At 57.6% G+C, this 21,377-nt stretch carries 18 protein-coding genes and 1 tRNA gene; 8 read left to right on the plus strand and 11 right to left on the minus strand.

Features of this window, described 5'->3' with window-relative positions; translation table 11 throughout:
- Positions 1–87 precede the first annotated feature (87 nt).
- Positions 88–339: a hypothetical protein gene (locus tag CO670_RS33480; protein ID WP_097593001.1), complete on the plus strand. Its 252-nt coding sequence runs from the start codon at positions 88–90 to the stop codon at positions 337–339.
- Here the strand turns inward: CO670_RS33480 and CO670_RS26755 are convergent.
- Complete coding sequence (locus CO670_RS26755) at positions 290–622, minus strand: hypothetical protein (RefSeq protein WP_097593002.1); 333 nt, start codon at positions 620–622, stop codon at positions 290–292. The genes CO670_RS33480 and CO670_RS26755 overlap by 50 nt on opposite strands.
- Positions 623–974: 352 nt before the next feature.
- On the opposite strand from CO670_RS26755, the gene CO670_RS26760 reads away from it, so the two are divergent.
- Entirely contained in the window at positions 975–1,415 is a 441-nt protein-coding gene (locus CO670_RS26760; RefSeq protein WP_097593003.1) for a glyoxalase superfamily protein, read from the plus strand.
- Between the two features lie 280 nt (positions 1,416–1,695).
- Here CO670_RS26760 and iolB read toward each other — a convergent pair whose 3' ends face one another.
- The 5 genes from iolB to CO670_RS26785 form a co-directional block, all read right to left on the minus strand.
- Positions 1,696–2,493 carry a 5-deoxy-glucuronate isomerase gene (gene iolB, locus CO670_RS26765; RefSeq protein WP_097593004.1) on the minus strand — a complete coding sequence of 266 codons (798 nt, stop codon included), beginning with the start codon at positions 2,491–2,493 and terminating at the stop codon, positions 1,696–1,698.
- Positions 2,494–2,688: 195 nt separating this feature from the next.
- Entirely contained in the window at positions 2,689–3,606 is a 918-nt protein-coding gene (gene iolE, locus CO670_RS26770) for a myo-inosose-2 dehydratase (protein ID WP_097593005.1), read from the minus strand.
- A 66-nt stretch (positions 3,607–3,672) separates the two neighbouring features.
- Entirely contained in the window at positions 3,673–5,523 is a 1,851-nt protein-coding gene (iolD, locus tag CO670_RS26775; protein WP_097593006.1) for a 3D-(3,5/4)-trihydroxycyclohexane-1,2-dione acylhydrolase (decyclizing), read from the minus strand.
- Positions 5,524–5,721: 198 nt separating this feature from the next.
- Positions 5,722–7,656, minus strand: a complete 1,935-nt coding sequence (gene iolC / locus CO670_RS26780; protein ID WP_097593007.1) for a 5-dehydro-2-deoxygluconokinase — start codon at positions 7,654–7,656, stop codon at positions 5,722–5,724.
- A gap of 92 nt (positions 7,657–7,748) precedes the next feature.
- On the minus strand, positions 7,749–8,624 hold the full coding sequence (locus tag CO670_RS26785) for a MurR/RpiR family transcriptional regulator (RefSeq protein WP_097593008.1): 876 nt from the start codon (positions 8,622–8,624) through the stop codon (positions 7,749–7,751).
- A 209-nt stretch (positions 8,625–8,833) separates the two neighbouring features.
- Between CO670_RS26785 and CO670_RS26790 the strand changes: the two genes are divergently transcribed.
- The 4 genes from CO670_RS26790 (at position 8,834) to CO670_RS26805 (ending at position 13,311) form a co-directional block, all read left to right on the plus strand.
- Positions 8,834–9,949 carry a Gfo/Idh/MocA family oxidoreductase gene (locus CO670_RS26790; protein WP_097593009.1) on the plus strand — a complete coding sequence of 372 codons (1,116 nt, stop codon included), beginning with the start codon at positions 8,834–8,836 and terminating at the stop codon, positions 9,947–9,949.
- Between the two features lie 87 nt (positions 9,950–10,036).
- The gene (locus CO670_RS26795) at positions 10,037–11,254 is read left to right on the plus strand and encodes an FAD-dependent oxidoreductase (RefSeq protein WP_097593010.1); all 1,218 of its coding nucleotides are present in this window, start codon (positions 10,037–10,039) and stop codon (positions 11,252–11,254) included.
- Positions 11,255–11,363: 109 nt separating this feature from the next.
- Positions 11,364–11,454 (plus strand) — tRNA-Ser (locus CO670_RS26800).
- A 93-nt stretch (positions 11,455–11,547) separates the two neighbouring features.
- Complete coding sequence (locus CO670_RS26805; RefSeq protein ID WP_097593011.1) at positions 11,548–13,311, plus strand: site-specific integrase; 1,764 nt, start codon at positions 11,548–11,550, stop codon at positions 13,309–13,311.
- A gap of 76 nt (positions 13,312–13,387) precedes the next feature.
- Here CO670_RS26805 and CO670_RS26810 read toward each other — a convergent pair whose 3' ends face one another.
- From CO670_RS26810 to CO670_RS26820, 3 genes are all read right to left on the minus strand, one after another.
- Positions 13,388–14,710 (minus strand): hypothetical protein, encoded by a 1,323-nt coding sequence (locus CO670_RS26810; protein ID WP_097593012.1) that lies wholly within the window; start codon positions 14,708–14,710, stop codon positions 13,388–13,390.
- A gap of 156 nt (positions 14,711–14,866) precedes the next feature.
- Positions 14,867–15,919, minus strand: coding sequence for a DUF262 domain-containing protein (locus CO670_RS26815; protein ID WP_097593013.1), 1,053 nt, complete (start codon positions 15,917–15,919; stop codon positions 14,867–14,869).
- Positions 15,919–16,506: a hypothetical protein gene (locus CO670_RS26820; RefSeq protein ID WP_097593014.1), complete on the minus strand. Its 588-nt coding sequence runs from the start codon at positions 16,504–16,506 to the stop codon at positions 15,919–15,921. The genes CO670_RS26815 and CO670_RS26820 overlap by 1 nt, the downstream gene beginning before the upstream one ends.
- Before the next feature lie 317 nt (positions 16,507–16,823).
- On the opposite strand from CO670_RS26820, the gene CO670_RS26825 reads away from it, so the two are divergent.
- Positions 16,824–17,396 carry a recombinase family protein gene (locus tag CO670_RS26825; RefSeq protein WP_097593015.1) on the plus strand — a complete coding sequence of 191 codons (573 nt, stop codon included), beginning with the start codon at positions 16,824–16,826 and terminating at the stop codon, positions 17,394–17,396.
- Between the two features lie 750 nt (positions 17,397–18,146).
- Here CO670_RS26825 and CO670_RS26835 read toward each other — a convergent pair.
- Entirely contained in the window at positions 18,147–19,169 is a 1,023-nt protein-coding gene (locus CO670_RS26835) for a M48 family metalloprotease (RefSeq protein ID WP_097593017.1), read from the minus strand.
- A complete protein-coding gene (locus tag CO670_RS26840) occupies positions 19,166–19,900 on the minus strand; it encodes a lysozyme (RefSeq protein ID WP_176539031.1) in 735 nt (244 codons plus the stop codon). Before CO670_RS26840 ends, CO670_RS26835 begins: the two co-directional genes overlap by 4 nt.
- Positions 19,901–20,590: 690 nt before the next feature.
- On the opposite strand from CO670_RS26840, the gene CO670_RS26845 reads away from it, so the two are divergent.
- A partial coding sequence (locus CO670_RS26845; protein ID WP_141502406.1) for a hypothetical protein occupies positions 20,591–21,377 on the plus strand: 787 nt, incomplete at its 3' end.

Genomic DNA, 21,377 nt, shown 5'->3' on the forward strand with positions numbered 1-21,377 from the left:
GAAAACCCCCTTTCCCCAGCGCCTCTACATCGCAAGGGTGCGAAGCCTTAGCTCAAGTGCTCCAGCAAATAGATGGAGGACGAAGCAATGCTTCTCAACTGGGTTATTCTTGCCAATGAATTGCAGATCCATAATCGCCGGGCGCGGCGCGATCCCTTTGCCGATCCGCTTGAGGCGCCGGAATGGCGGGGATTTCTCTGGCTCGTCCCTGTTCTCGCGCGTCTGGCCGCAAGGCCGTACGCAGAAACAAAGGCGAGGCGCCGCGATGAACCGCGGATCGAAAAGAGCGTCAGGTTTCGAAGCTCAGTCGCAATACGTGGTGCAGGAATTCCGGATTGAGCAGCATGTTGAAGCTGATCGTCACGAATTCGGCTTCGCGCTTGACCACGGTCGCACCGATCTCGTCGTGGATGCCGAGGATTTCGAGGAAGAAATGGCGCGGCATCTCCAGGTTCGGGCTCACCTCGAGCAACGCGCCGGCGAGTGTGATCGTGCGGATCAGGCAGCGTACCTGCGTTCCGGTGCTGAGATGATGACCGACGAAGATGATGTTGCCGGGTCTGTCGAGATTGAATTCCCGGTAAGCGCGTTCCGGCTTGGGATGTTCTGTGTCGAGGTGCATCTGAAAGGCCCTTTTAGCCTCCGCTTGTCGTAAGATAAAATTAGCAGGAGAATACTGACGGCCGCTGAAGAACATCATTAAGATTGTAGGCTTTGCGGGAGATTGCATAAAAAACGCACCGATTTCGGCCAGATTTGCCCCAAATTTGCTCATTCCATGCGCGCGCATGCGTCATTCTTGACATGCTGGCGGCCTTCGCGCATAGAAAGGCCGGTTCGAGGCACCGGCCGCTCGCGGATGAAAATCCATGGTGAAGCCTCGCGATCATGGTCACGGCCCCTTGTGCATGCTGACTGGCGGCAATGCGAGCACCCATCCACAGTCGAAGAGCATGCCTCCAAAGGCTCACTCCATGACGACGACCTATCCTGATATTGAAGAATTGAAAGCCCAGGCCAAGCGCCTGCGCCAGGCGATGAACGATCGCGGCACCGCGCTGACCCATAGTGCCGCTCTGGAACTGATTGCCCGCCAGCACGGGGCGCGCGACTGGAATACGCTGGCGGCCCTTGCCGCAAAGCCGAATGCCAGCCCGAAGACGCAGCTCTTCGTCGGCGCGCATATTCGCGGCCGCTATCTCAACCAGCCCTTCACCGGTGAGATTCTGGCGCTTTCGGCCCTTGCGGGCGGCGATCTTCACAAGATCACCATCCATTTCGACGAACCGGTGGATGTCGTCACTTTCGAGAGCTTTTCAGCCTTTCGCCAGCGTGTGTCCGCGCAAATCGATGCCGATGGCGTCTCGCCGAGGAAGACTTCAAACGGCCTGCCGCATCTGGTGCTTGATCTCTAGGCTGCTCGTATCTCTTTGATGCTTTCCGCCGCTGCCGGCAAAAAGCCGCCGTTGAACGACTTTCGAAGGCACCCGTCGGTCTCTTCGAGAGCAGTTCACCGGCGGCTTTGTCGCCTATTCTTTGACGGCCGCCACTGCCAATGTCGCGGCTTCGGCTTCGTACGGGCCGGTATCGGGAATCGAGCTGTGCATGGTCATCCTCCATCCTGGTTTGGATGGAGGCAGTGAACCATCAGCGGCGGCTCTGCGCTGTCAGATTATTTTGCGATTCGACGCGGCCTTACGCTTTCAGCAGCCATTCGTGCTCGGCGGCATTGTGGAATTTCCAGATCCGCTTCGGCCCGGCCATGACGTTGAGATAATAGAGATCGTAGCCGTGCGTTGCCGCGCAGGGATGATAGCCCTTCGGCACCAGCGTCACGTCGCCGTCCTCGATCGCCATCGCTTCGTCGAGCGAGCGGTCGTCGGTATAGACGCGTTGGAAACCGAAACCCTGCGGCGGGTTGAGGCGATGATAATAGGTCTCTTCGAGGAAGCTCTCGTTCGGCAGGTCGTCCTGGTCGTGCTTGTGCGGCGGATAGGAGGAGGTGTGACCGCCGGGCGTGATCACTTCGACGACGAGCAGCGAATGCGCCGAGCTGTCGTCCTCGGGCATGATATTGTTGACGTAGCGCACATTCGTGCCCTTGCCGCGCGTCACCTGTGGATGCGTGCCGGGCGGAATCGCCTTGGCCTCATAGGTGCCGTCGCCGGGCGCCGAGCAGACAGCCAGCTCCAGCTCGGTCTCGGCCGTGACCGACCATGTCGATTTCATTGGGATGTAGAGCGCGTGCGGAGCGCCGTCGAAGGGGCTCATCCGCTCGCCGAGCGTGCCGAAATCCATCGGGCCGGCGGACGCCTTGCCCTTGCCGGTGACCCAGACGAGGCAGACTTCCCGATCGCCGGTCTCTCCCGAAACCGTTTCGCCCGGCTTCACCCGATGCAGATCGAAGCCGACATAGGTCCAGCCGGCATTCTCAGGGGTGACATGCGTGACGCGGCCATGCGTGCCGGACGGTTTCACCTTGAGGTTTGGCATTGGTGTTTCTCCTCGTAAATTGGTGGACGCGGCCCCCTCATCCGGCTGCCGCCACCTTCTCCCCAAGGGGGTCCGAAGGACGGGTCGAGACACGTGGCTCGACCCCGGTACGGTGCCCGAAGGGCGGATGAGGGGGCTTCTCGGTCCGATGATGCTATTTTACCCCCCCCCGGCGAAGAAGGGTCTTTCGTCTTGTTATCCTTTGGGAAAGCCTTCCGTTTCCACGGTATAGCCCGCCGCCGTCATGACGCGCATCAGTTCCGCATGGCCGATCTCGGCCATCTTCTGCGGCGGCGCCTTACGCGGATCCTGTTCGGCCTCGACGACGAACCAGCCCTCATAGCCGTGGTCGGCGAAGCGCTGGACGATGGCACCGAAATCGAGCGAGCCGTCGCCCGGCACCGTGAAGGCGCCAAGCGCCACCGCATCCAGGAAGGACTGGCGGCTGCGGTCGAGACCATCCACCACGGACTTGCGGATGTCCTTGACGTGGACATGGTTGATGCGGGCGTGGTGATTGTCGATGGCGCGCAAGACGTCGCCGCCGGCAAAGGCGAGGTGGCCGGCATCGAGCAGCAGCGGAATGCCTTCGCCGGAGGAGCGCATGAAAGCGTCGAGTTCCGGTTCGGTTTCGACGACGGCTGCCATGTGATGGTGGTAGGAGAGCGGCATGCCCTGTTCGGCGCACCATTCGCCGAATTCGGTGACGCGCCGCGCATAGGCCTTCATCTCGTCATCGGCAAGGCGCGGCTTCGTCGCAAGCGGCTTGGAGCGGTCGCCCTGGATCGAACGGCCGACTTCGCCGTAAACGATGCAGGGCGCATTGACTGCCTTGAACAGCTCGATCATCGGGGCGATGCGGTCCTTGTTGGCCGCAAGCTCCTCATTGACGAGCGTGCCGGAGAACCAGCCGCCGCACAGCGTCACATCGGCGGCGCGCAGGATGGGCAGCATCTCCTCGGGATTGCTGGGGAAACGGCGGCCCTGCTCCATGCCGGTGAAACCGGCGCCGCGCGATTGCCGCAGGCATTCTTCGAGGGACACATCGTCGCTGAGTTCGGGAAGGTCGTCGTTCCACCAGGCGATGGGCGACATGCCGAGTTTGGCCTTCATCAATATTCTCCTTGAAGATAGTGCGGAGGAGCGGGTGCGCTCCTCCGGAAAAATGGCGGTAACTGTTCAGCCGATGCGCTGGGAAGCGCGGGCTTCGACATAGCCCTTGCGCGCCTTGTTGACTTCCTCGCGCGGGCTGACTTCCGGCACCGCGACATCCCACCAGTGGCCGCCGGCCTCGGTGGTGATCAAGGGATCGGTGTCGATGACGAAGACCGAAGTGCGGTCGTTCTTCTTTGAATCGGCGATCGCCTGCTCGAGTTCGGCGATGGAGCCGACCTTGACGGCGATGGCGCCCATGCTTTCGGCATGCGCGCGGAAATCGATCTCCGGCATCACCTCGTGATAGGAGTCCTTGAGCAGATTGTTGAAGTTGGCGCCGCCGGTGCCCATCTGCAGACGGTTGATGCAGCCATAGCCGCGATTGTCGAGCACGACGATATTGATCTTGATGCCGAGCATGACCGAGGTCGCGATCTCGGAATTCATCATCATGTAGGAACCGTCGCCGACCATGACGACGACCTCCCGCTCGGGACGCGCCATCTTGGCGCCGAGCCCGCCGGCGATCTCGTAGCCCATGCAGGAGAAGCCGTATTCCATGTGATAGCTGCCGGGCGCCGTCGCCGGCCAGAGCTTGTGCAGTTCGCCGGGCAGGCCGCCGGCGGCGCAAAGAACTGTCGCGTTCTCGCCGCCGATCGTGCGCGCCACCGCGCCGATCACCTGCGCATCGGAGGGCAGGGCGGCATTGGTCGTCGCCATGGCCTTGGCAGCGGCCTCCATCCAGATCTTCTTTTCGGCAGCGGCCTTCTCGGCCTGTGCTGCCGGCGCCTTCCAGCCGGAAAGCCCTGCCGAAAGCGCCTTCAGCCCCTCGCGCGCATCGGCAACGACAGGGTGGCTGTCGTGCTTCACCGCGTCATAGGCGGCGATGTTGAGGCCGATCATCTTGAGGCTGGCGTTCTTGAACAGCGCCCAGGAGCCTGTGGTGAAATCCTGGCAGCGGGTGCCGACGGCAATAACCAGATCCGTTTCTTCCGCGATCGCATTCGCAGCCGAAGTGCCGGTGACGCCGACCGAACCGAGCGCCAGTGGATGGGTCTCGTTGATCGACGACTTGCCGGCCTGGGTGACGACGACGGGGATGGCGTGGGCTTCGGCAAAGGCCGTCAGTTCCTTCGTCGCTTGCGAATAAAGCACGCCGCCGCCGGCAACGATCACCGGCTTCTGCGATGCCTTGATCAGCGCGATGGCATTCGCCAGTTCGTCGGCATCCGGCTGCGGCCGGCGGGTCGTCCAGACCTTTTCCTCGAACAGGCTCTCCGGATAATCGAATGCTTCGGCCTGAACGTCCTGGCAGAGCGACAATGTCACCGGCCCGCAATCGAGCGGATCGGTCAGCACCTGCATGGCGCGCTTCAGCGCCGTGATGATCTGCTCGGGCCGGGTGATTCGGTCGAAATAACGCGAGACCGAACGGAAGGCGTCATTGGCCGAAACCGTGCCGTCGCCGAAATCCTCGATCTGCTGCAGCACCGGATCGGGCGCGCGGTTGGCGAAGACGTCGCCGGGCAGGAAGAGAACGGGAATACGGTTGACATGCGCGACGCCCGCGGCCGTCACCATGTTCAAGGCGCCCGGACCGATCGAGGTCGTGCAGGCCATGAAGCGCGTGCGGAAATTCGCCTTGGCATAGGCAATCGCGGCGTGCGCCATGCTCTGCTCGTTATGGGCGCGATAAGTCGTCAACTCGCCGCGCACCTGATAGAGCGCCTCGCCGATGCCGGCGACGTTGCCATGGCCGAAGATCGCCCAGACGCCGCCGAAGATCGGCACCTTTTTGCCGTCGACAACAGTCATCTGCTTTTTGAGGAAATGCGCGACGGCTTGAGCCATCGTCAACCGTATCGTCTTGCCCATCGGGGTCTCCCGGACTTTAGCTTTTGTCTAATCTTCCCCTCCCCAACCCCTCCCCACAAGGGGGAGGGGCCAACCTGTTCGGCTCTCTGCGCTCCCGCCGCAACGTTTCATCCAGAGGATGCTCGATGATGGCGTGAGGCGGTGCCTCAAGTTAAGTCCATCCCCCTTGTGGGGAGGGGTTGGGGAGGGGTCTTGTTCTTAATACTGCCCGCGCGTCTTCAGCCACGCCTCTGTCAGTTGCTGGAAGCGGCCAGTCATGTCGGCAGTCGCTTCCTCGTCATTCATGGCGCCGGAAAGCCAGGCGCGCGCCGCATCGGCAAAGATCGTCCGGCCGACGGCGAAACCCTTCACGGAGGGGGCCGCCAGCGTCGCCTCGAAGCAGGAAATCAGCTCGTCGGCGGGCGCTTCGAGCCCAAGGAGCACGATGCCGCGGCACCATGGATCATTCTTGGCGATCACCGCATCGATCTTCTTCCAGGCTTCGCGAGAGGCCTGCGGTTCCAGCTTCCACCAGTCCGGCTTGATGCCGAGCGCATAGAGCTCTTCCAGTGCGGTCGCGACCGTATCGTCGGTGAGCGGGCCGTTCTTGCCGGCGATGATCTCGACCAGCAGCTCGCGGCCGACCTTGCGGGCGGCTTCGAAGAGCGTGCGCAGCTTCTCCTGCTGCTCCGTTTTCAATTCGGCCGGATCGTCGGGATGATAGAAGCACAGGCATTTGATGCAGTGGCCGAGCGGCCATTCGACAAGCTGGGAGCCGATATCCTGGCTGAATTCGAAGCGCAGCGGCTTCGAGCCCGGCAGTTCGACCGGACGGCCGATCCAGGAAAAGTTCTTGGTCGCTGCATCGAAGAAGGCATCGCGGCCGAATCGCTCGTCGATCAGCATGCCGTAGCCATCGCGGCCGTTCGAAACACGCGCTGCCGCCTCGACCGCCAGCCGCTTGAAGGCGACGATCTTCTCGTGACCGACGCCGAGCTCGTCGGCGACGCTGACGAGCTGCGAACGGTGGTCGATCGCCAGCGCCATCAGCAGCGGGATTTCACCGCGCCGGGTCGATGCCCAGTGGATATGGTTGATCGCCTCGTCCTTGCGCAGCGCCCGATGTTTGCTGCCGGTCTTCAGGAAGAAGTCGAGTTCCGCCCAGGTCGGATATTCCGGCGAGCAGAGCAGGCGGGAAACCGCGAAGGCGCCGCAGGCATTGGCCCAGGTGGCGCAGGTCTTCAGCGGCTCGTCGCGCAGGAAGCCGCGCAGGAAGCCGGACATGAAGGCGTCGCCGGCGCCGAGCACGTTGAACACTTCGATCGGGAAGCCCTGGCCGACGATGCCGGCTTCGAGGTCGTCGGCGATCGGTCCGTCATAAACGATGCAGCCCATGGCGCCGCGCTTCAGTACGATCGTCGCCGGCGTGAGGCGGCGTATCTCCTTCAGTGCGCCGAGCACGTCATCGGCGCCGGAAGCAATGAGGATTTCCTCTTCGGTGCCGACGATGAGGTCGCAATCCGGCAGCGTCTCCTTCATCTTGGAAGAGACACGGTCGGATTTCACGTAGCGCTCAAAACCTTCGGCATGGCCGGCGAGCCCCCAGAGGTTCGGCCGGTAGTCGATGTCGAAAATCACCTTGCGGCCGTTCTCCTTGGCGATACGGATCGCCTTGCGCTGAGCCGCCTCGGTATTCGGCCGCGAGAAATGCGTGCCGGAAACCAGAACCGCGCGCGACGATTTGATGAAATTCTCTTCGATATCGCCTTCATCCAAAGCCATGTCGGCGCAGTCGGAGCGGTAGAAGATCATCGGCGATACGCCCTCGGCCTCGACCGCAAGCAGCACCAGCGCCGTCAGCCGCTCCTTGTCGGTGACGATGCCGTCGGTCGCCACGCCTTCGCGCGCCGCCTGCTCACGAATGAAACGTCCCATCTGCTCGTCGCCGACGCGGGTGATGAGGCCCGATTTGAGGCCGAGCCGCGCGGTGCCGATGGCGATATTGGACGGGCAGCCGCCGACGGATTTGGCGAAGGAGGCAATATCCTCCAGCCGCGAACCGATCTGCTGACCATAAAGATCGACCGAGGAACGGCCGATTGTGATTACATCAAGCGCCGGCTCCGGCTGTTGGTCCGGATTCGATTGTACCATGATGTCCTCCCGCTAGATTTTGCGCGGCTTCGTGTGCCTGCGAATTTTCAATAATGAAACATTGGTTCCGCGATGTTGTCAATTCGGAATGTTTATTCCATTTTCGCTTTTGCAGGTTTTGAGTGCTGGCGCTTGCGACGCCGCTCGGCGATTGCGACCGGCAGCGCCATGGTGAGCGCCATCGAGGCCGAAAGCGAGCGGAAGCCAGCGAAATCGGCCTCAGCCACTTCGAACCAATGCGTGGCGCAAGCGGCAAGCGGCGAAAAAGCCGAATCGGTGATCGCGATGACCGGGACGCCGCGGTCGGCAAGCTCCTGGCTCTGGTTGAGACTGTCGGCCGCATAGGGCGAAAAGCTTGCCGCGATCGCCGCGTCCTTCGGCGTTGCGAACTGCACCATCTCAGGGTCGACGCCGTTCGGCGATGCGACGATCTGGTGACGGATGTTGAGCTTGGAAAAGGCGTAGGTCATATGCGCCGTCAGCGGATACGAGCGTCGCTTGGCGATAAGATAGATCGTCTCGGCGGCGGCAAGAATGTCCACCGCTTTTGTGAAAGTGTCCGTCTGCACCGTCGCAGCCAGCCGGTTGACCGACTGATTTGCCGCGGCAATGAAACCGGAGAGAAGATTGGCGTCCTCATCGTCGCCGCTCGCCTGCTCCAGCGTGACGAGCCGCTCCTCATAGCTCAGCGTCCGGTCGCGCAGCCGTTCGCGGAAGATGCTCTGCAGATCGGAAAAGCCTTCATAGCCCAGATGGTGGGCCAGCCGCACGAGAGTCGACGGCTGGACGTCGGAGGCGGCGGCGATGCTTGCCGTCGTGCCGAAGGCAATCTCGTCGGGATTGCCGAGCGCGAAGGCGGCCACCTGCGCAAGCCGCTTCGGCATACTCGCCTTGCGCTCGATGATGGTGCTGCGCAGACTTTCGAAATCGCGCGGCACGCGCGTGCGACCCTGGGGACCGTTATCCATGCTTGCGGCTCACGAGATGAAACAAATATTCCATATTGCCGAGCATAGACGATTTCAAACGGCGCGCCTAATTGTTTTTAATCGCCTGTAATTCCAGGCTTTTGAGACAGAAGATCACGAGGAGGTGCGAAAATGTGCCGCGAGTCCTCTCTTGTCAAAATGATCCAAATATTCCAAAAATCGCCGCGCAGCTCTGGAGGAGACGAAAAATGAAGCCACTCGGCATCGGTTTGATCGGCACCGGTTATATGGGCAAGTGCCATGCGCTGGCGTGGAATGCGGTGAAGACGGTGTTCGGCGATGTCGAACGTCCGCGCCTCGTGCATCTTGCCGAAGCCAATGCCGGACTGGCCGAGGCGCGCGCCGGCGAATTCGGCTTCGAGAAGGCGACGGCCGACTGGCGGGTGCTGATCGCCGATCCGGAGGTCGACGTCGTCTCCGTCACCACGCCCAATCAGTTCCACGCCGAGATGGCGATCGCAGCGCTTGAGGCCGGCAAGCACGTCTGGTGCGAAAAGCCGATGGCGCCGGCCTATGCCGATGCCGAGCGCATGCAGGAAACGGCGAAGAGATCCGGCAGGGTCGCCGTGCTCGGCTACAATTACATCCAGAATCCCGTCATGCGGCACATCAAGACGCTCATCGGTGAGGGCGCCATCGGCACGGTCACGCACATCCGCGTCGAAATGGACGAGGATTTCATGGCCGATCCCGATGCGCCTTTCTATTGGAAGAGCGAGCTTTCCTCCGGCTATGGCGCGCTCGATGATTTCGCCGTGCACCCCTTGTCGCTGCTTTGGTATCTTTTCGGCCACGTCGAGGCCGTCATAACGGATATGGTGAAGCCCTATGCCGACAGACCGCTGAGCGAGGGCGGCCGCCGCGCCGTCGAAAATCATGATGGCGCCAGCGTGCTGATGCGGATCGGCGGCGGTATCTCAGCCGTATTGATGGCGAATCGCGCTGCCTGGGGCCGCAAGGGCCGCATCGCCCTGCAGATTTTCGGCTCGAAGGGCTCGATCGCCTACGACCAGGAGCGCATGAACGAATTCGAACTCTATCAGGCCGAAGGGCGCGGCTCCGAACAGGGCTTCCGCAAGATACTGGCGGCGCCCGCTCATCGGCCTTATGATCGCTTCATCCCGGCGCCTGGCCACGGTCTCGGTTTCAACGATCTGAAGATCATTGAATGCCGCGAGCTGATCCGGGCAATTTCAGGTGAGCCGTCGTCGATCGTGACATTTAAAGACGGTCTCAGGATAGAGAAGTCGGTGCATGCCATGGCACAGTCTTTCCATGAGCGTCGCTGGATCGAGATCGGCTGAATGTAAGAGGCCGCTTTCCGTTGACGGCGCATAGGGCAGGGGATAGGCCTTGGCATGAGTGTCGGGCCTAGTTTCAGGAGTGAGATCGTGACGGATAGACTGGTGATCATCGGCGCTGGACAGGCCGGTTTCGCATTGGCGGCCAAGCTGCGTGCGTTGAAGGATACGCGTCCGATCACGCTCATCGGCGCCGAGGACGTGGCTCCCTATCAGCGCCCGCCGCTTTCGAAGAAATACCTGCTCGGCGAAATGAGTTTCGACCGCCTGCTCTTCCGCCCCGAGCACTGGTATCCAGACAATGATGTCGAGCTTCGCATTTCGACCTGGGCCGAGCAGATCAACCGGGACAGCAAGCAGGTCCTGCTGCAGGACGGCTCCGTTCTCGATTACCACACGCTGGTGCTCGCCACCGGCTCGACCCCACGCCGGCTGCCCGCCGCCATCGGCGGCGACCTCGAAGGCGTCTATGTCGCCCGTGACAAGCGAGATGCCGATCTGCTCGCCGACGAAATGCGTCCCGGCCGCCGTGTCCTCATCATCGGCGGCGGTTATATCGGTCTCGAGGCGGCCGCCGTTGCCCGTCATCGCGGCCTGGAGGTCACCGTCATCGAAATGGCCGACCGCATCCTGCAGCGCGTCGCGGCGAAGGAGACCGCCGACATCATGCGCGGGATCCACGAAGGTCATGACGTGGTGATTCGCGAGAAGACCGGCCTCAAGCACCTGGTCGGCAAGGACGGCCGTGTCGCTGGCGCAGCCCTTTCCGACGGATCGACCATCGATGTCGATTTCGTCGTCGTCGGCATCGGCGTCGTGCCGAACGACCAACTCGCCAAGGAAGCCGGTCTCGACGTCGCCAATGGCATTGTCGTCGATGAATTTGCCCGCACCTCCGACCCGTCGATCTTTGCGGCCGGCGATTGCGCTGCGTTGCCCTGGCAGGACGGCCGTATCAGGCTCGAATCCGTGCAGAACGCGGTCGACCAGGCCGAAGCCGCGGCAGCCGTCATTGCCGGCGGCAGCGAACCTTACGAGCCGAAGCCGTGGTTCTGGTCCGACCAATACGACGTCAAGCTGCAGATCGCCGGCTTCAATCTCGGTTATGACGAGACGCTGCAGCGTCCCGGCGCCCGGGAAGGCGCCCATTCGATCTGGTATTTCAAGGAAGGCTCGTTGATCGCCGTCGACGCGATCAACGACGCGAAAGCCTATGTGACCGGCAAGAAGCTGCTGGAATCCGGCGTCAACCCCGACAAATCGATTCTCGCCGATCCCTCTGCCGATCTGAAGAGCCTGTTGGGCTGACGCTCCGGCAGGATCGTTGCAAGACGCGCGCCATCTCTTCCTTGCTTGCATGTATAAGGGAGAAAAAGCGCTTGCTTCACCTGCCGAATGGCTCTATCAGGCTCCCACCGGAGAGGTGGCCGAGTGGTCGAAGGCGCTCCCCTGCTAAGGGAGTATACGTCAAAAGCGTATCGTGGGTTCGAATCCCATCTTCTCCGCCATAATCCCTTAGATATACCGCAATCCCTGGATTTTCGGCTCTTGGTCGAAGGTTTTGTCGTCTACTGCTACACAAATGTGCTACACGCACGGGCATGGACGATATGGCAAAACCTCCGGGCCTCGTGCAACGTGGCCGCATCTGGTACTATCGAAAGCGCGTTCCGAAGGACCTCGTTGAACGCTACGGCAAGCGCGAAATCCCCATCAGCCTTGATACCGAAGACTACAAGATCGCTGTTGGCCGCTTTCATGAGGAAGCCGCTAAGCTCGAAGCCGAATTCACTGAGATACGCCGTCGGCGTGAGGTAATCACGGTTTCTGCGGTCTCAGATGTTCCGGGGGACATTCTGAACGTCAGTGAAGCAGAGGCAATTGCCATAGCGCGGGCGCTCGTGGTGGAGCGGCTCGCGAACGGCGACAAGATAACTGCAAAAGAAAAAATCCCGGTCTCTCAGGATGCGCTCGAAGACTTTCGACACGAGATCAGCGGTGACATCGGCAATTTGCGGGACAGGGGAAGCAGTGAAGCCGATCAAATGGTTTATCTTGCGGCGATAAATGCTCTCAAGCGCAATGGCTATGCTGTCGCGGAGCGCCAGCGCGTCGATAACCGCGTTCTGGATTTGGTTCGCCGTGCGTTGGTGGTCGCCAATCAAATCGAACTGGAGCGCATTGACGGCAATTTCGCCGACGATCCCCGAGACGCATTATTCGCAGGTTCGAGTACTGGCGATCTCTCGAAGGTGGCTGATGCGCAAAGGCCCAAAGTTTCCGTATCGTCTGCGATCGAAACTTTTTGGGATCAGGTCATTTCCTTGGAGCCGAAAGCGCCGAAAACCGAGGTGAAATACCGAGCGATATTGGGCGTCATCAAATCCTTCTTCGGTTCGGAAACGTCAATTGAGACTGTTACCCGCGAGCGGTGCTTCGCCTTTCGAGATACGGTGGCGAAGTTGCCGCCAAACTATTCCAAGAAAAAGGACGCGCCGGGCGAGGGAGCTTCGCTGGACGAGGTCATTGAATACGCCCGGGTCAATGAGCTTCCCGTGATGTCTTACGGCACACAGGCCCTCTACGTCGCCTTAATGGTCCGTCTGTTCACGTGGGCGGGCCACGAGCGGCTGACAAACGAATTGGTCGTTGTCGACATCAAGCCACGCGGAAAGCGCCCAGCGAAGGATGAGCTGCGCGGCTCATTTAACGGAGAGCAGCTTACAGCGATTTTCAACTCACCGATTTACCGAGGCTGCAAGGACGATGAATACGGCTTCTCGACGCCGGGACCAAACATTATCAAGCGCAGCCGGTATTGGGTGCCGCTGATCGCTCTTTTTGCAGGAATGCGCGAAGGCGAAATCCTGCGCCTCTCAGCGGATAATGTGCGCATCAGCGAAAACGGCACTTCTTATTTTGACCTAAGCAAACACAAGGGAAAAAATACCTACAGTCGCCGTGAGGTGCCGGTACACTCCACGCTCATCAAAGCGGGCTTCTTGAAGTTTGTGGAGGAAAAGCGGAAATCCAAGGACCGCGCCCTTTTCCCGGACGTTCCGTCGGGAGCCGATGGCACACAGACGGCAATTTTCTCAAAGCGCTTCGCCACCTTCCTGAGGGCATGCGGCATCAAGGATATGGATGCGAAGACCTGCTTCCATATGCTGCGCCACACCCTCAAGGACGCACTTGACCGGGGCCAAGTGCCGGAGAACTACAGCGAGGCCATCCAAGGCTGGTCTCGCAGTATGAAAACTAGCCGTTCCTACGGACAGGGTTTTGAGGCAGATACGCTGAAACCGTGGCTGGAGAAGGCGGTTCTGCCAAAGTTCGATCTTTCTCACATTACTGGGGAGAACTGACTATGCCACGTCTCCTTTTGCACCGACCTCGATGCAAACCGAAATACTCATTGCATGTCGCGTGTCCGATCTGGGGTTAGCCAGAGGGCAGGGCCGTGGCCGAGGAGACCTCAACCAAGTGACGGTAACTGTCCAACGAGTTTTTTTGCATTAATTCCAAGAGAACATCTTCGCTGATTGTGTTGTTATTCACCAAGGCTCGGATGAAAGTCGGAAATTCGTGGCTCCCCCGTAGGTCGGCTTGGCCGGTAGAAGCGGCTGCAAATATTCGGTCAACGTGGGAGGGTGACATGTACTGCGCTAACGGAACAGCGCACTGGCTTGCGCACGCGTTGGCGGAATACCAGTCTTTAACGTTGGAGTAGAGTTCCACAGCTCTGTCAACTATCTCTACAGGTGGAAACCTTTGCTGACCTACGAAGTTCTGCGGCTGCAAAGTCGCAACTCGAGCGAGCGCATGGGGGCGCAACGTTCTGTTTTCGCACGCCATTGAAAGCAGATTAGATGTATGGGCGTCGTCGAGGTGCTGGAGCCATGTTGCCAAAGTAGCTACGGAGCCCGGATCGATGTCCTCGCCAACGTCGGCAATTGTCAAGACTAGATAACCACCTAAGTGTATTGCATCTTCTTCAGGTCGTTTGAGCAGTTTGCGTACAGCCAACTTGATCCTCTCAATCGACGCTGGGCGATGAATTTGCACCATCGCAAAAAGCGCGATCAGCGCCGAGTTTTTATGATGAAAGTCGCTATCCGGATCAGGCCAGCCAAATAGCAGCTCGTCGATAATGCCGTTGATCAGTGGTCCCCGAGCATTTGCAAATTCGGAGGTCCGAAGCCGCTCAACCGCAAGGTTATCGACGAGAGGAAAGAACGGCGACAAAATCAGGTTCTTCAGGCTGGCGATGGCTGCTCGTCCATGGCGAGGCTGCTGACCTAGAACGTAGAGACCGACGTTGCGGATGTGAAGCCTCGCTAATTCAGGTGAGGGGGAATAGGCGCTTCCCGTGTCAAGAAAGGTGGGATGGGCACACCTATTTCGGTCATCTCGTAAGCGAACCAATTCTGAGTATTCGTGGTTGTCGAGGAACTCAAAGTCTTTGTGAAATAGCTCCAAAAGCCCTCGTTCAAATTCCAGCACGTTTTTGATCACTTCAACGTTGCCGTTGCGGATCTGCCTATTGAACTCTTCAATCTTGCTAAACTCTTCCTTCGCTCGCCCGTCTCCGAGATCAGCCATAGCCCTTAGCTTCTCTACCAGATCGAAGCACAACGAGACGTACGCCGAAACTATGGCTGCCCTGAGTGCGCCGCTTTCATAACAACGCACGGCTTCGTGGTAGTGTGCACGGGAAGCAGGATCGGCGATGCGAAGGATTAGTTCTTCAAAATTGGCTAACATGCTTTGTCCCCTCCGGTCAGGGTATCGCAGGTGGAGGTTAAGAAAGTAAACACAACTCCTCCACACATCCACGCTCTGGCCCTGAGCTGGTTAGGTCTCAAGACTTAGTCGTGAAGGAGTGAGTACGAGGGAAGCGGGAACGGCGGCACAGCGCATTCAATCTGGCCACAGTCCGGAGATGTCCGGGGCTAATGCTCTTAAAATTGATTGTCTGCGTGCCCGGCGCCGGGCCAAGTCCGAGGCGGCTTTTTCTACAGCGACCGAGTAGTCTCTAATATGTTTTGGTATGCCCGGCCTGTCAGGGTCTCGTAGGTGATCGTCTACTAACTCGGCGAACTTTTCTAATCGAGATCCGAGTTCTTTCCTCTCATCAGCGGCTAAGGGGAACTTACGATGGATTTCCGCCAACAGCAGGAATAGCGAATAAAAGTCCGACTTTTTTCGCCACCTTGTGCGCGCTATATTGGGAAGGGCCGCCATGATTTCACTAAGTGTAGCGTGAAAAGCGCGTTCCATTCGGCGTCGATCCGGAAACTCCTGCTCATATGCCTGATACCACCGGTCAAGGCTGGACTTTTTATTCTGAAGGCCATGTAGGAAGCCAACAGCCAGCTCGCTGATAAACTCGATATCATTCATGCGTCTCACATCGGTCGGCGTGAAGACGTTGATATCCGCCCAGAGTTCATTATCTCCGATAGCTTCGAGAGATGTAATGAACTCTCCCCAATAGGTCGCGTGTCTCAGCTCCTGTTTGTTTAACGCCACCACGTATCTGTTGATCCGGCTGAATATCGACCTGAGTTCGGCTTCCGGCACTTCAGGGAGAACTCGCACGACAAAGTTATAGTTGTAGATTTTCTTTTTATCGGCGCCCGTAAGGTCGTCGAAAAAAAGATCCGCCCATTCCGGGCTGTCCTTTTCGGACAGGCTGAATTCACCATTAATGAAATCGATACAAGCTCGGACCCTTTGCTGGCCATCTACCACTGTGTAGACGTCGTTACCGTCGTCATCCGTGTATTCCTGCATGTACAACTCAGGGATAGGGTATCCCCGCAAAATCGTATCTATCAGGTATGACTTCTGTTTGTCAGTCCACACGGGGTTTCGTTGGAAGGGCGCCTTTAACACAAGTTCTTCATTTAGATAGCGCTTGTGAAGCCACGCCACGTTGTGAGTGGTGGAGTTTAAGAAGTTGTGGTCCATCAATTTTCCAGAATTTTCGATTTGAGGTTTTCCATGCCGTTCATATGGTAAGCACGCAAGGCGTCATAATCTCGATATATTCGAAAGTTGATCTCGCGCTCTTCGGTAGGTTTCTCTCCAGCCATTGCATACATGGCTTCAGTCCACTCGCGTTTGAAAGGAAGCAAACCCAAGATCCGGTCTGCGGCGATGCATCCCCAGTAAATATATCGCGAGCGGTGATCGCCGATCGCAGACCGCATCTTGTGGTCACCAACAGCGCTTAGGTTTGTTGATCTTAGTGCTCTCCATGAAATTGAAAAATGATGTTCAGAGACGATCGCTACATCAACATCCGAATTGCCGTCGAAATTTTTGAAATTCTTTAGTGGATTTAAGCTAAACCCAGTGCAGGCACTTCCCACAACGCTGATATTCCGAGGATCAACTTGGATCAAGGAGGCCAGTTTTCGCTTCCATTGACGGTAAAGATGCCAATCCTCGCGAAAAAGATGCGGCAACCTGTCCAACAAGAAGGTATCGGCTGCGATATCTATGCCGTGCATTTCAATTGAAAGCTTCAGAGCAAGCAGTTTTTCATCAAGCATTCGTCATCCCCGTGCTTCTTTTCTCTCTCGAGCTCTTGCCTCCTGTCAATGGCTTAAGTCGCAATGGTTGCGTACGCTTTGATGTACTCGTTGATAGAAAAGACCCTGCAAATAGCTTTCGTCGCGCAACTGCAAACGAGCAAAGGCCGTGAGGTAAGCACGCCCGCAATCACAAGAACCGTGGAATTGCTTCTCATAAGACCTTGCCCGAGTGGGACAGCACTGCCGGGATATGCGGCGTCTCACTGAAGTTATCTCTTGCAATTTCGATACAGTTTCTCATTGTGTCTAAAAGCCAATTGGAAACTGAGGGTTGCATGATAATCGGATATGCAAGAACTTCCACCGCTGAGCAGGAAGCCGGACTTCAGTCTCAGCTCCGCGATCTCCGTGCAACGGGTTGCACGAAGGTCTTCAGCGAGCAGGTCTCTTCGGTCGGGGCGCGGTCGGAATTGAAAGCGGCGATGGAATTCGTCCGGGAGGGGGATACCCTTGTCGTCACCAAGCTCGACCGTCTCGCGCGATCCACTGCGCACCTGCTTTCGCTCATCGAGCATTTGGAGAAAAAAGGTGTGGCGTTGCGGATACTGGATTTCGGCGGCGGCGAGGTGGACACGAGATCCCCGTCTGGCAAGATGCTGCTGACAGTGTTCGGCGCGATGGCCGAGTTCGAGCGTAGCACTATGCTCGTCCGCCAGCGTGAGGGGATTGCGGCGGCGAAGGTAGCTGGAAAATACAAGGGTCGTGCTCCCACTGCGCAGCGAAGGGAAAATGAAATCCGTACTCTCAGGGCTACGGGTGTCGGCGCGAGTGAAATCGCCCGACAGCTAGGGATTGGACGAGCTTCTGTGTATCGCATTCTATCCTCTTCTCAGAGTCCGCTTGGCTAATAATCGAGAGGCAGAAGCGGCGCTGCAAATCACTCCAGGGCAGCGGCCAGTTGAGCCGATAAACAGCGGAATTATCCTCCTCCAGAGAAGCCCACGAACCTACGACCCGCTGATTAAGAGTAATCAAAGTGACACTGCATAGCATAAGAAACAACGCAAGTCGGTTCCAATGGCAGCTTCCCCGGACCCATAAAGCACTGGAACATAAGGTGAATTGGAAACCGTTTGTCAGGGATTAATCACAGTCGCAGAGGTTTCAGTAGGTGATTTCCTCTAGTCCCTCTGCCTCACTCGTGCCCATATATAGGTGTCGCAAAAAGAAAATGGCGTAACTTCCGTGAGTATAACTTCCTGGCCCGCCTGCAAAAACCCAATGATTTCGCTTTCTACAATCGTACATCCATTGACGTCCTGATCTTTTAATTCGAAGATCCTGTCTCTCACGTTCACGTCCCGGGAAAGTACAATTGGGCGGCCCACCAGCTCGCTCGGGGAGTAATCTATCAGGTCTGCGGATCGTGGTTGTCGCCACGTACCATCAGCCATATACCTTCCGAGGAACACCCAGCCAGAAATCGAGCGGCCGATGGATGACCGCGATTCGACCGCAGGTGCATCGTCAAGGGGCCGATCGCGGTAAAGAGGTCCGTCACCCCCGTCGGCATTTCCCTGCGCACACAAAGCGAGGAATGATATCATAGCGTAGATGGAGATGGATGCTTTCGGCCGTAGCATAGTTACCCCCTTTAGCTAACGATGAGCTCCGTAAGTGGGATCGTACTGCGAAGGGCAGTAACTGAGATCTTGAATCGCACGACGAGTTAACCGGGCGTGATTCCAGCTTGTCGCCTCCACCGTGATACGGTTTCTTATTCTTCGATTTTTGAAGTCAGGTTTGCTGATCCCTCGGATTTCTATCCCGTTGTCGTAAAGCGCAAGCGCAACTTGGCGCACTAGCGAGATAGGAGCGCCGGCATGGCACGTCACAGTGCTGGTATTGTAGTCAGAAAAATCCACACCCTCATAAATGCCAGTCTGGCGTACATCCACGTTCAGACCGAGGCCATTGAGCGCCTCAACAACCCTGCCGTTGTCAGCTCGTTTGTACCAGTACACGACCTCTGTCGACGGGAAGTTATCTTCAGAAAGCCGACCTCCACATTCCAGAAAGCCCTCGCGCGCCAGATTAGTGCTTTCCGATCGCGATGGGTAATCTCCAGCGACCTCATCTCGAGTTTGAGCGATGACGTCAGCAAGAGTCGTCCAATCTCCACCTAGTCTCGCGACTGCGCAGCCCCCTTCTCTGTCGGCTTCCTTTTCCTTTTGCAAACGCTGTAATGAAACCCGCTCCGTCTGGTGCTTTTTGATAATATGGCCGAGTTCGTGCCCCAGAATAAATATGGCCTTTTCGCGCTTCTGGCCCAGAATAGTGCGCATCCAACTTCGCCTGTAAATAATGAAAGTTTGCGACTTTAATTGTTCGGGGAGCTGATCGCTAGCATTGGGTTGAAACGGTACCGCGTTATCGATTTGATCGCACGTGATTGCCCTCAGTTTGATATCGAAGTTCGCCCGTTCAGCGATATCCGTTATTAGTTGCGTAGCTTCATTTGGCTCAAACGCAACTTCGGGATCATATATGTCGGTCGATTCTACTGAGATTTGGAAATAGCTTCTCACACACGCGAGACCATCGGCACGGCTGTTTTGAGCGAATGCTTGCCCCCAAGTTAAGACGCCCAATATTGGCATCAAGCAGCAAGTAGCCTTCATCGCGACACCATTCCGGTTCCGATATCAATATCCTCAGAAGCGTCAGGGGCAGCTCCTACGCCTACAGCACACGTTCTCGTATCGATTTTGCCGTTTGGCAGCCGCACCAAGGCTGCTTCGTTAAAGTAGGCAACCTCGCAGTTTCTGCGGTTCGCAAGACCCTGCAGCCTTCTTCCGCCGGCTCTGATCCATTTCCGCATCTCTTGTGTCGCTCTCCCGAAATCACCATCGTTCAATCTTCGCAATAGGGTCGAACGAGCAAAGTTGTCGCCTCCCACATTGAACACGAACGACGTCAAAGCGCCGAACTGGCGTCGCGTCAGCTGCACACGCACAAGGCGTTGGACAATCTTGCGCGCAGGAACGGTATCAGCCGCTAGCAGGGTGTTGCCCTCTTCCCGCGACATCTTGTTTTCGAAGTCATTCGGCTCGCAGGAAGCCTTTTTTATCAGGTGACCGTAACCGATCGTGCAATACCCTGCAGGATCATTGTAGGCTTTGGAAGACCAACCCTCGTAGACTTTTAGTAAATCAAGCGCTGACTGCAATATCCGTCGTGGAACGAAGTCTGCGTTCGCCGCGCCAGGCAGGTCACCCTCAAGCCTTTCAAGTAGCAACTGGGATGGCACACCACCTCCTTCTGGCGGGTCAAATTCTGGCAGTTCTTGCGACAGCACAGAAGTGTTTAAAACCAACAATGACGTACCAATAAACAGCGCGAACACCCGCATGGATTGCCTCATTTATAACTATCGAGATTAGAAGTAGTCAGCAAAACAAGTTAATACCAATGCCACTGCAATCAACAATCTTGGCATTGGTATTTGCGCTTAGAATGTGGCATTGTTTGATTTTATGCTATACTTTAAAGGACTCATTAGCAACAGGTAATGCAACCGCTCAGGGTGTCGGCTTCAGCTTCCTACATGAACTGCCGCCTCAGGGAGGGCGACTGACCGATAGTTGACCCGGACCTCACTTGCGAAGCTTTGCCGTGGAATGTCGGTCATACGGGCGTGTCAACCAGGCTATCGGCGAAGCACCGAATTTTGTGACAAAGTCACGGCTAAGCCTTATTTCGGCAACAACGAGCACGCCGGTACCGCGTTTGCCTTCACTTTTTTATGGCTTCGGTCCGCAGCCTCATGAGCCAGCAATTGACAGGCGCATTCGCTCGCGCGAATAAGAATATGGGGCGGTACGTGCCGCTCTCGGGGGTAGTAGCCCGTCACAACTAGGATCGGTGTCCTGAAAGACACCACTCTTCGACCTATGGTCGGGGAGCTTGCGGCGTATGTCCAAGTTCTCTGAACCAAAGGCCGTGAGGCCGTGTTGTGCGGTTTACTACCTCCCCGATCGCCAGAGGGTTGAAGGGGCATTTCGCGGGGACGCACCGCGATGACCGCCCCACGGGGTACGGGATGATCTCAAAAATAAAGCTCTGCAATGTGACAGGGATCGATAGACATGCGCAGATTATGCTGCTCGGCGCTGTCGTTTGCAGCCTTTCGGCATGCGATCCCGCCAGCGGCAAAGTGTCGAACACAACGGCACCTGCTGAGGCGGCTTTACCGGCGAAAGCGCTAAATCTTGGCAAATGGACCGTATCTGAAGAGGTCGATCCGATGACCGATCAAAAAATCATTCGGCTCCTAGTGCGGGCCGACGATCAAGAGGTCGCCCTCAGCATAGCGTGCAGCAAGGAAAGTGCATGGGTTCACGTCTTTTGGGGAGATTTTCTTGGCGGCGAAAGATTTGACAAAATCAGCGGCCAGGAAGGTGAGCAATATGAAGTGAAAGATGTGACCTACCGCATCGGCAAGGGAACGCCCGTTACCGATGAAATGCTCGTTCTCGATGATCGCACGACGACGCAGGTCGGCGATGCGGACGGCTTTGTCGAAAAGGTTCGCACCGCGAATAGACTTGTCCTGCAAACACAACCCTACAACAAAAACCTGAAAACAGCTGTCTTCGACACGACTGGTCTCACCGAAATCCTCAAGGCTAAGCGCCCCGAATGCGATTGGTATGTGCGTGACATTAACAGGGCCGAGTCGGCTGAAAAGCGTCGGCTGGAGGAAGAGGATACGAAGAAGAACCCACGGCCGCCGACGGTTGAAGTCGGACCCGCTCCACGAGGCCCAATGGCGATGCCGACCGAGGATGCGTGTCAATCAGCACCGAACATTGACCCCTTTTGCTTAT

It is taken from the genome of Rhizobium sp. J15 (genome assembly GCF_002531825.1).
In the GTDB taxonomy this organism is placed as follows: domain Bacteria; phylum Pseudomonadota; class Alphaproteobacteria; order Rhizobiales; family Rhizobiaceae; genus Rhizobium.

Coding starts and splice junctions, on each gene's coding strand:
- CO670_RS33480 (WP_097593001.1), top strand. CDS start 88: ATGCTTCTCAACTGGGTTATTCTTGCCAATGAATTGCAGATCCATAAT.
- CO670_RS26755 (WP_097593002.1), bottom strand. CDS start 622: ATGCACCTCGACACAGAACATCCCAAGCCGGAACGCGCTTACCGGGAA.
- CO670_RS26760 (WP_097593003.1), top strand. CDS start 975: ATGACGACGACCTATCCTGATATTGAAGAATTGAAAGCCCAGGCCAAG.
- iolB (WP_097593004.1), bottom strand. CDS start 2,493: ATGCCAAACCTCAAGGTGAAACCGTCCGGCACGCATGGCCGCGTCACG.
- iolE (WP_097593005.1), bottom strand. CDS start 3,606: ATGAAGGCCAAACTCGGCATGTCGCCCATCGCCTGGTGGAACGACGAC.
- iolD (WP_097593006.1), bottom strand. CDS start 5,523: ATGGGCAAGACGATACGGTTGACGATGGCTCAAGCCGTCGCGCATTTC.
- iolC (WP_097593007.1), bottom strand. CDS start 7,656: ATGGTACAATCGAATCCGGACCAACAGCCGGAGCCGGCGCTTGATGTA.
- CO670_RS26785 (WP_097593008.1), bottom strand. CDS start 8,624: ATGGATAACGGTCCCCAGGGTCGCACGCGCGTGCCGCGCGATTTCGAA.
- CO670_RS26790 (WP_097593009.1), top strand. CDS start 8,834: ATGAAGCCACTCGGCATCGGTTTGATCGGCACCGGTTATATGGGCAAG.
- CO670_RS26805 (WP_097593011.1), top strand. CDS start 11,548: ATGGACGATATGGCAAAACCTCCGGGCCTCGTGCAACGTGGCCGCATC.
- CO670_RS26810 (WP_097593012.1), bottom strand. CDS start 14,710: ATGTTAGCCAATTTTGAAGAACTAATCCTTCGCATCGCCGATCCTGCT.
- CO670_RS26815 (WP_097593013.1), bottom strand. CDS start 15,919: ATGGACCACAACTTCTTAAACTCCACCACTCACAACGTGGCGTGGCTT.
- CO670_RS26820 (WP_097593014.1), bottom strand. CDS start 16,506: ATGCTTGATGAAAAACTGCTTGCTCTGAAGCTTTCAATTGAAATGCAC.
- CO670_RS26825 (WP_097593015.1), top strand. CDS start 16,824: ATGATAATCGGATATGCAAGAACTTCCACCGCTGAGCAGGAAGCCGGA.
- CO670_RS26835 (WP_097593017.1), bottom strand. CDS start 19,169: ATGAAGGCTACTTGCTGCTTGATGCCAATATTGGGCGTCTTAACTTGG.
- CO670_RS26840 (WP_176539031.1), bottom strand. CDS start 19,900: ATGCGGGTGTTCGCGCTGTTTATTGGTACGTCATTGTTGGTTTTAAAC.